We start from the raw sequence: 2,847 nt of genomic DNA on the forward strand, positions 1-2,847 counted from the left end.
GTCAGCGTCGTCTTGCCGTGGTCAACGTGACCAATCGTACCAACGTTGACGTGCGGCTTGGTCCGCTCAAACTTTTCCTTGGCCATTTTCAACTCCCGAAAGGAATTTCACATGTTGCGCCGCGCGCAAACAGACACTGACTTTTTACTGCTGGTGCCCATGGGCAGGATCGAACTGCCGACCTCTCCCTTACCAAGGGAGTGCTCTACCACTGAGCCACATGGGCGGTATTACGCTTCAACTACACGGACTGGAGCGGGTGAAGGGAATCGAACCCTCGTCGTAAGCTTGGAAGGCTTCTGCTCTACCATTGAGCTACACCCGCACGGGCCACTAACGATTCCCTACCGCTCTCTGCGCTGATGTTCTGGTGGAGGAGGTTGGATTCGAACCAACGTAGGCGTAAGCCAACAGATTTACAGTCTGCCCCCTTTAGCCACTCGGGCACCCCTCCGTAGAGAACTGACGATTATGGGGGTGCATCGCACTCTTGTCAAGCACATCCGGAAGATTATTTTCATTCTCTTCCAGCGCACCCTGGCGACTCACCCGACACCCGCGCCCACCCGGCTGAGGCAAGCACAAGAGGATCGCCGATCGGCGCCCACATCTTCGTCAGACTCCGTCTTCAGCTTCGATTTGCATCTTCGCTGAAAACGAAAGACCGCCATGATACGACCTCTCACGCATAATGCCAAGCGGGTAAACGCAAAAAATTTGCAATTTCCATGCCGGATGAATCTGCAAGGCTTCCGACGCGAGCCCAGGGGGTAGGTTGATTAATGGCGACACATCAGCACCCCGCCAAACCCGGGACAACCGGCTTCTGCGCGCAAGGGTTTCCGGCAAACGGGGTGCCGAAGCCGGATTCCACGGAAGGCGTCGCCGTTCCCGCTTGCTCCGTTGCGACACCGGAATCGAACCCGGAAAGCACCTAGGGGCCATCTTCGCCCCCTCCCCTCATCACCACTGACGGAAGGCACGCGCGGTACCATCCCGCGTTCCGCGATCATGCCGACCGCTCTCCCGTTTCCCTGCCTCCGCGCGATACCCTGTCGTCCTTCTTGCCTTCGCACTGGTCTTTGCTTCCTCGGTGGCACATGCGGGCACCATCGACAACGCGTGGTGCAGCACGGGAAGGATCGCGGCAGTCCGAGAGCCGACGCTTTCCGGGCGCCACACCGCCAGACGCGCGAAAGGCGCCGCGGCTCGCGCGACGCATGAGACTTTAAAACCGGCCGTCGACGCCGGCTGCTTGTTGGCCACCAGCACGCGGCGACGCCCGCGAGTCACGACTCCGGAAGCGATCGCGTACGCGTGGTTGCCGAACGAGCGTCAACCGACGTTATCGCGGCTGATAGCGACGCTCGCACCTTGCGAGAAGGTCCAACAGCTTGGCCGGCCTAGATGTCTTGGTGCCGCCGATGCGCGACGATCTGCGCCCGCACGCCTGCTGCCACATCGCTTGCGTGTCGCCGTCGTTGCGAACGTTCAACAGTGCAGCGCGCATTGTGTCGAACCGTCCTTTGTGCAAGCCGACCACCATGAATGTCTGGGCGGCCTATCGTGGCAAGGCTGAGCTGTACACGCGCCATCCGACGTGTGGATACGAGTGGAACCTCGTTCAGTCAAGCGCGGAACTGCATCGGCTTTGACCGGGGCGCCTGTACGTCGCCCGGTACGAACCAGACGGCAGGGAAGCCGACATTCAACGCGGGTTCGTCGACATCGACTACTCACTGCCCGGCGATGCTCATGTCGACCCGGAGCCACGGCAGCAGCACGATCCGCCGATTCGCCCGATCGAGCGCTTGGCACTGTGTAGTCCAAGCACTGCATGCACGGTGCGGTCGTCCGGCGTCAACGCGGACGGTACGCATTTCGGATTGATGGGCGAAGGCCGCCACTATTTCGGCGGCGCCGCCTATTCGCTCGTCGAAGAAATTCGCCTCTGCGACGCCTTCGCGCCGATGGAAGGCCTCATGGCGGTTGCGGTCGTCACGCATATGCCGACGGGCGCGCGATCTCGGCCTCGCGCTGTCGCCGAGGCAGCCGTGGATTTGCCCTGAAACGCGCCAATCACACACCAGCACCTCGAAACAGAATCGACGACGTTGCGCGAAGATAAGCGATATACACCAATTAATAGCCCGAGATAATGGACTCCGATTTGCGATGGCTAGACTTGCCGTGCAATGTGCTCGAGGAGGTAAATAACGAGAGAACGACCGGAGGCGTGATCACTTCGAGCATGACGCGGCCATCGGCGGCACCCCGGCGATTGACGGAGCCTTCGGCTGCGCGCAAGGGTGACCCCTGCCGCGCCCCTGGTCGGTTCATCACGGGATGGAAACCGCACGGAGCTCGAAGCCAGTGGCAACCGAGATGATAGACGTGGTAGATCTCGCGGCGCGGGTTCGATGCAGTCAACGATGATGAGGAGCAGGATGCGTCAATGAGCCGCCATCTGCTCAAACAATTCGGCGCCGATCAGACTCTCGCGCTGCGAGCGGTGCAAGACTGGCCGCCCTGGCCGCGGAGTTACCGGCAGCAGCGGGGTCGAGCCACTCGTCCATTCGCGACACGGCGCGCGGCGTACATGAAAGTCCCGCCCGACCAGCCAGCCAGCCAGCCAGCCAGCCAGCCAGCCAGCTTGCTTGCTTGCTTGCTTGCTTGCTTGCGCCAACGCCAACGCCAACGCCAACGCCAACGCCAACGCCAACGCCAACGCCAACGCCAACGCCCGGCGGTGATTGCACATTTTCTGCGCTGCAAATGCAAAAACCCCCGCCTTTTCGGGCGGGGGTTTCTGGCTTAGGGAGCCTGACGATTACCTACTTTCACACG

At 61.2% G+C, this 2,847-nt stretch carries 3 protein-coding genes and 3 tRNA genes; 2 read left to right on the forward strand and 4 right to left on the reverse strand.

The window, feature by feature from the left end:
* The 4 genes from DIE04_RS29420 to DIE04_RS29435 form a co-directional block, all read right to left on the reverse strand.
* A partial coding sequence (locus tag DIE04_RS29420) for a GTP-binding protein (protein ID WP_039555751.1) occupies window positions 1-86 on the reverse strand: 86 nt, incomplete at its 3' end.
* Between the two features lie 65 nt (window positions 87-151).
* Window positions 152-226: transfer RNA gene (locus DIE04_RS29425), tRNA-Thr, on the reverse strand.
* A 25-nt stretch (window positions 227-251) separates the two neighbouring features.
* Window positions 252-325, reverse strand: a tRNA-Gly gene (locus tag DIE04_RS29430).
* A 43-nt stretch (window positions 326-368) separates the two neighbouring features.
* Window positions 369-454: transfer RNA gene (locus tag DIE04_RS29435), tRNA-Tyr, on the reverse strand.
* Window positions 455-1,424: 970 nt separating this feature from the next.
* On the opposite strand from DIE04_RS29435, the gene DIE04_RS29440 reads away from it, so the two are divergent.
* Entirely contained in the window at window positions 1,425-1,655 is a 231-nt protein-coding gene (locus tag DIE04_RS29440; RefSeq protein WP_124524129.1) for a hypothetical protein, read from the forward strand.
* Between the two features lie 234 nt (window positions 1,656-1,889).
* Window positions 1,890-2,069 (forward strand): hypothetical protein, encoded by a 180-nt coding sequence (locus tag DIE04_RS29445; RefSeq protein WP_124489880.1) that lies wholly within the window; start codon window positions 1,890-1,892, stop codon window positions 2,067-2,069.
* The last annotated feature ends 778 nt before the right edge of the window (window positions 2,070-2,847 follow it).

Source organism: Burkholderia sp. Bp8994, from assembly GCF_003853805.1.
Taxonomy (GTDB): domain Bacteria; phylum Pseudomonadota; class Gammaproteobacteria; order Burkholderiales; family Burkholderiaceae; genus Burkholderia.